This window comes from Methylobacterium sp. CCH5-D2, from assembly GCF_001556475.1.
GTDB lineage: Bacteria > Pseudomonadota > Alphaproteobacteria > Rhizobiales > Beijerinckiaceae > Methylobacterium > Methylobacterium hispanicum.
Window position 1 is genome coordinate 1 of sequence record NZ_LSIX01000560.1, and the last position, 6186, is coordinate 6186.

At 72.0% G+C, this 6186-nt stretch carries 8 protein-coding genes; 4 read left to right on the top strand and 4 right to left on the bottom strand.

The window, feature by feature from the left end:
- The 4 genes from AX737_RS14325 to AX737_RS14340 form a co-directional block, all read right to left on the bottom strand.
- The coding region (locus AX737_RS14325; protein ID WP_066922381.1) for a DUF3253 domain-containing protein at positions 1–305 on the bottom strand (305 nt) is incomplete at its 3' end.
- Complete coding sequence (locus tag AX737_RS14330) at positions 302–1036, bottom strand: DUF599 family protein (protein WP_066922383.1); 735 nt, start codon at positions 1034–1036, stop codon at positions 302–304. The genes AX737_RS14330 and AX737_RS14325, both read right to left, overlap by 4 nt.
- Positions 1037–1096: 60 nt before the next feature.
- Positions 1097–1375, bottom strand: coding sequence for an acylphosphatase (locus AX737_RS14335; protein ID WP_066922385.1), 279 nt, complete (start codon positions 1373–1375; stop codon positions 1097–1099).
- A gap of 288 nt (positions 1376–1663) precedes the next feature.
- A complete protein-coding gene (locus AX737_RS14340; protein WP_308445276.1) occupies positions 1664–1993 on the bottom strand; it encodes a hypothetical protein in 330 nt (109 codons plus the stop codon).
- Positions 1994–2090: 97 nt separating this feature from the next.
- Between AX737_RS14340 and AX737_RS14345 the strand changes: the two genes are divergently transcribed.
- The 4 genes from AX737_RS14345 to guaD form a co-directional block, all read left to right on the top strand.
- On the top strand, positions 2091–3494 hold the full coding sequence (locus AX737_RS14345; RefSeq protein ID WP_082773047.1) for a nucleobase:cation symporter-2 family protein: 1404 nt from the start codon (positions 2091–2093) through the stop codon (positions 3492–3494).
- 28 nt (positions 3495–3522) lie between these two features.
- Positions 3523–3933, top strand: coding sequence for a hypothetical protein (locus tag AX737_RS14350; protein WP_066922388.1), 411 nt, complete (start codon positions 3523–3525; stop codon positions 3931–3933).
- A 5-nt stretch (positions 3934–3938) separates the two neighbouring features.
- Entirely contained in the window at positions 3939–5273 is a 1335-nt protein-coding gene (locus AX737_RS14355) for an NCS2 family permease (RefSeq protein WP_066922390.1), read from the top strand.
- A gap of 17 nt (positions 5274–5290) precedes the next feature.
- Positions 5291–6186: guanine deaminase (gene guaD, locus AX737_RS14360; RefSeq protein WP_156453718.1), on the top strand; the 896-nt coding region annotated here is incomplete at its 3' end.

Sequence of the window (6186 nt, forward strand, 5' to 3'; positions counted from 1 at the left end):
GCCTCCCCGCCCGCGGGGCCGAGCCGGTAGACGCCGCGGAAATCGTCCGGATCGACCGGCCGCCCCTTCCGCAGGATCGTGATCCGGCCGGCCTTGGCGAGCCGCACGGCGATGCGCCGTACCGGCTGCATCAGCCGGCCCCAGCCGTCCGGGTGCGGGCCGCCGAGCGCGCGGGCGACCTCGGAGGGGCAGACCGTCTTGCCCGGCCCCCGCCCGTCCACGAGGTCGAGCAGCGTCGTCTCGATCAGGGCCTCGTCCACCGTTCGGCCGGGCTTCCTGTCCGGATTCTGCTCGGGTCCGCTCATCGCACGCTCTCCTTCAGCACCTCGTCCTCCTCCAGCAACGCGCTTCGGATCTCCGAGGCGAACTGGCGGCGCCACATCACCAGCACCGCCGCGGTCGTGCTGAGCATCAAGAGGTAGGGGCTGACGAACCAGCCCAGATAGGCCAGCGCGAACAGGAAGGCGCGCTGGCCGCGGGCGAACTGATGCCCGGCGGCGATGTTCATCGCGGCGGCGCGGCGGGCCGCGCGCAGCATCGCGACCTCGTCCGCGCCCGAACCCTTCGGCGGCACCGCCCCGATCAGGATGGAGCCGTAGTTGAACAGCCGGTAGGCCCAGGTGAACTTGAAAAAGGCGTAGACGAAGACCACTGCCAGCCCCGCCACCTTGATCTCCCAGGTGAGCCGGGTGGCGGCGCCGCCGAGCGCCAGGGCGCCGAACAGGTTGAGCACGTCGTCGCCCGAGCGCGAGAGCGTGAGCACGCCGCCCAGCGCGATCAACGAGGTCGAGGCGAAGAAGGCCGTGCCGTTCTGCAGCGAGGCGTTGATCGTGGTGTCGACCACGCGGTTGTCGCGCTGGATCATCTGGCGGGCCCAGGTCTCGCGTTGCCGGTTCATGATCTGGGAGAGCGAGACCATCCGGCCGCGCAGGCGCCCGACCGAGAGCGCGTAACCGGTCCAGGCGACGACGAAGAACAGGAGTGCGCCGAGGTCGAGCGGCGAGAGCGCCGCCGCGGCGGTCTTCAGGTCGGTCATGGTCTGCCGGAGATCGTTGACGCCGGGCCATACCAGCCCGGCCGTGCCGCCGGAAGCCGTCTAGCCGATGACCCGGAACCCCGGCGCCGGGATCTCGGCCCGCGTCGACACGTCCACCGCCGCGACCCGCGCGGCCGCCGGTCCCTGCCGGCAGGCCGCCAGCATCGCGTCCACCGCGGCCTCGGGGCCTGAGAACACGGCCTCGACGGAGCCGTCCCGGCGGTTGCGCACGTGGCCCGCGAGGCCGCGCGCCCGCGCCTCGCGCTCGGTCCAGGCCCGGTAGGACACGCCCTGCACCCGGCCGCTGATCACCACCGCGACGGTCTTCGTCTCGCTCAACCCGATCCCTCCCCGGTCGCCCGGGGAACTGGGCCGGCGGGCCGGGCCGGCAAGCCCGCCTCGGATGCCGCGATAGTCCGGAAACTCCGAGGCGCCGCCGCGAGCGGCACGCAACCGTGCCTCTCCGGCTCGGGCACCGCGAGGCGCAGGGCCGCGATGTCGGGTGGGACCCTGACGCTCCGGCGCCGGCGCGGAGGACAAGACCTTCCTGGCCGGCGTGTCGATCCACGTCTTCCGGGTCGCGATGCCGGATCCGGGATCAGCGCCCGGTGGCGCGGGCCGCGACGGTCAGCGCGACCGCTTGCGCGTGACACGGATGCCGACGCCTCTCGGCGCGCGGACGGCGTCCCCCTGGCGGATGGCCCGCTGGACGTTGCGCGGGCCCGCCACGCCCTGCGTCCCGCCGGGCGCCGTCACCGGGTCCCGGCCCGCCGGCGCGCCGACCGACTGCGCCGAGGCGCCGCCGGACAGAAGGCCGAGTGCGAGGGCAATGAGAATTGTCGATCGCATCGTCGTGATCCGTTCAAATCTGTTTTTGTCCGGCGCCGACACGGGTCCGGCCCTCGCCTCAAGCTGCCAATGCTGAGGATTGTTCCGTTCGGCGCTGCGGATCGACATGGGATGCGGCCGGATCTGGCACATGGCCTGCATGACGGGCCGACAGCCGCCGTCGGGGAAGAAGCGTGCGGAACGTCGATTTCGGAGGCTCCATCGCATGCCGCTGCCGGCTCATTCGCCCGAGGCCGCCGTACCCGGCGCGACACCGCCGGCTGCGGCGCGGCCGGTGGAGGGCAGGCTGTCCCGCGGGGCCGTCGGCCTGCTCGGCCTCCAGCACGTGCTCGTCATGTATGCGGGCGCCGTGGCGGTGCCCCTCATCGTCGGGCGCGCCCTCAAGCTCTCACCGGAGCAGGTGGCGATGCTGGTGAGCGCCGACCTCTTCGCCTGCGGCCTCGTCACGCTGATCCAGAGCTGGGGCCTGCCGGGCGTCGGCATCCGCATGCCGGTGATGATGGGCGTCACCTTCGCGGCCGTGACCCCGTTGGTGGCCATGGGCACCGATCCCGAGATCGGGTTGGCCGGCATCTACGGGGCCGTGATCGCCTCCGGCCTGTTCGGGTTCCTCTTCGCGCCCCTGGTCGGGCGGCTGCTGCCGCTGTTCCCGCCGGTGGTGACCGGAACCATCATCCTCGTCATCGGCATCTCGCTGATGCGCGTCGGCGTGAACTGGGCGGCCGGCGGTGTCGGGAACCCGGATTACGGCAAACCGCTCTACATCGGCATCGCGGCCTTCGTGCTCTGCGCGATCCTGGCCATCACCCGCTACGCCACCGGCTTCGTCGCCTCGGCCTCGGTGCTCGTCGGCATCGTGCTCGGCATGTTCGTGGCCGGGTTCGCGGGCCTCGTCCACCTGGACCGCGTCGCCGCCGCCCCCTGGTTCGACGTGGTGCGCCCCTTCGCGTTCGGCTGGCCGACCTTCGACCCCGTCTCGGTCGTCACGCTCTGCCTCGTGATGGTCGTGGTGATGATCGAGTCGACCGGCATGTTCCTGGCGCTCGCGGAGATCACGGGCGACCCGGTCGATGAGCGGCGGCTGACCAAGGGCCTGCGGGCGGACGGGCTCGGCACCGTCCTCGGCGGCGTGTTCAACACCTTCCCCTACACCTCGTTCTCGCAGAACATCGGGCTCGTGGGCGTGACCGGCGTGCGCTCCCGCTGGGTCACGGTGGCGGGCGGGCTGATCATGATGGGCCTCGGGCTGATCCCGAAGCTCGCGGCGCTCGTCGAGGCGGTGCCGCCCTGCGTGCTCGGCGGGGCGGGTCTCGTGATGTTCGGCATGGTCGGCGCCACCGGCGCGCGCATCCTCGGGGGCGTCGATTTCGCGGGCAACCGCAACAACCTGTTCGTCGTCGCGGTCTCGGTCGCGTGCGGCATGATCCCGCTGGTCGCCCCGGCCTTCTTCAAGCAGATGCCGCACGCGCTGTACCCGCTGCTGGAATCGGGCATCCTCCTCACGGCCATCTCGGCGGTCGGGCTGAACCTGTTCTTCAACGGCCTCGGCGGCCGGGCGGAGGCCCGCGACGCGGCGGTCCGCCAGGCCCGCGCCGCCGAAGCCCACTGAGCGCATCGCGAACCGACGGGAGCCCAGCATGCCGCTCACCGCCTCGACCTACGGCAAGGCCCGCATCCGGGTGATGCGCTCGGATCCGCGCGGCCGCCCCGTCGCGAGGGCCCCGCGGTCCGGCTGGTCGTACGTCCACGCCGACGGCTATCGCGCGCTCTCGGACGCCGACGACCGCATCGCCGCCAGCCTGCGCGCGAACGGGACCTGGAACGCCGTGCCCGCGGACTCGGCGAGCGTGCGGGACCTGCTGTATCGCAGGGGTGAGGCGGTGCTGGCCGCCATCCCCGAGATCGCCGAGGTCGGCTTCGCCATGCCGGACACGCACGACGTTCCGAACGATCTCCGGCCCGCCGGGCCGGACGACCCCGGCACGGTGTCCCTGCCGGCCGACGAGCCGCACGGCCCGATCCAGGCCACCACCGGCCGGAGCATCTGAGCGGCATGGACGCGAGACCCGACATCGTGCCGACCGGCGGACCGCTGGAACGCCTGTTCCGGCTCTCCGCGCACGGCACCACCGTGCGCACCGAGATCCTGGCCGGGCTGACCACCTTCCTGACGATGGCCTACATCGTCTTCATCAATCCGAGCATCCTGGCCGATGCCGGCATGGATCGCGGGGCGGTCTTCGTCGCGACCTGCCTCGCGGCGGCACTCGGCTCCCTGGTGATGGGCCTCCTCGCCAACTGGCCGGTGGCGATGGCGCCCGGCATGGGGCTCAACGCCTACTTCGCCTACGTGGTCGTGCTCGGCATGGGCTACACGTGGCAGGCCGCGCTCGGCGCGGTGTTCATCTCCGGCCTCTGCTTCCTCGTCGTGACGCTGACCGGTCTGCGCCGGGTGATCGTGGACGGCATCCCGCGCTCCATGCGCATCGCGCTCACCGTCGGGATCGGCCTGTTCCTGGCGATCATCGCCCTCAAGAGCGCCGGCATCGTCGCGGCGAGCCCCGCGACCTTCGTGACGCTCGGCGACCTGCACAAACCCGGCACGGTGCTCGCCGTCCTCGGCTTCCTCACCGTCGCCGTGCTCTCGGTCCGGCGGGTCAGGGCGGCGCTGCTGATCTCGATACTGGGCGTGACGGTCCTGAGCTTCCTCGTCGCCGGCAACGGCTTCGGCGGCGTGGTCTCGCTGCCCCCCTCGATCGCGCCGACCTTCCTGGCGCTCGACCTCTCGGGCGCGCTCTCGGCCGGGATCCTCAACGTCGTGCTGGTGCTCTTCCTCGTGGAGCTGTTCGACGCCACCGGCACGCTGATGGGGGTGGCGAGCCGGGCGGGATTGCTCACGCCGGAGCGCACGGCCGGCCTCGACCGGGCGTTGATGGCCGATTCCGCGGCGATCTTCGCCGGCTCGCTGCTGGGCACGTCGAGCACCACCGCCTACCTGGAGAGCGCGTCGGGCGTCGAGGAGGGCGGACGCACCGGGCTCACCGCGGTGACGGTGGCGGTCCTATTCCTGGCCTGCCTGTTCTTCGCGCCGCTCGCCGGCTCGGTGCCGCCCTACGCGACCGCGCCGGCCCTGTTCTACGTGGCCTGCCTGATGCTGCGCGAGCTGGTCGATCTCGACTGGGACGACCTCACCGAGGTGATCCCGGCCTGCGTCACGGCGCTGCTCATGCCCTTCACCTACTCGATCGCGACGGGCGTCGCCTTCGGCTTCATCACCTACGCGGTGCTGAAGCTGTTGACGGACCGGGCGCGGGACGTGAAGCCCGTGGTCTGGCTCATCGCCGCCCTGTTCCTCGTCAAGTTCGTCACCACCGGAGCCGCCCACTGACCGCGCCCGCAGACACCGTGCGTGCCGTCCGCGGCCGGGTCCTCACCCTCCGGGCGAACCCGTTCCTGGCCGAGCCCCGCGAATGCCTCGTCCACCACGAGGACGGTCTCGTCGTGATGCGGGGCGGGCGCATCACCGCCTTCGGCGCCTACGAGCTGACGAAGGGCGCCCTGCCCCCGGGTGTCGTGCCGGCGGAGTATCCGAACGCGCTGATCCTGCCGGGTCTGATCGACACCCACGTGCACTACCCGCAGATCCAGATGGTCGGGGCCTTCGGCGCGCAACTGCTCGGCTGGCTGGAGCGCTACACCTTCCCGGCCGAGGCCTCCTTCGCGGACCGGCGGCACGCCGAGGACACGGCGCGGCTGTTCCTGCGCGAGGTTCTGGCCTGCGGCACCACCACGGCCGCCGTCTACTGCACGGTCCACCCGCACTCGGTGGACGCGTTCTTCGCCGAGTCCGAGCGCTTCAACACCCGCATGGTGGCCGGCAAGGTGCTGATGGACCGGAACGCACCCTCCGCCCTCCTCGACACCGCCGAGAGCGGCTACCGGGAGAGCGAGGCGCTGATCCGCCGCTGGCACGGGCGCGGGCGCCAGCTCTACGGGGTGACGCCGCGCTTCGCCCCCGCCTGCACCGAGGCGCAGCTCGACGCGGCCGGCGCGCTGCTGCGGGCGCATGACGGGCTCTATCTGCAGACGCATCTCTCCGAGAGCCCGGCCGAGGTCGCCTGGGTGCAAGAGCTCTTTCCCGCACGCGGCAGCTACCTCGACGTCTACGCCCATGCGGGGCTCGTCGGGCCGCGCTCGGTCTTCGGCCACGCGATCCACGTGGACGAGGCCGATCTCTGCACCTGTCACCGCACGGGCGCGGCGCTCTCGCACTGCCCGACCTCGAACCTCTTCCTCGGCAG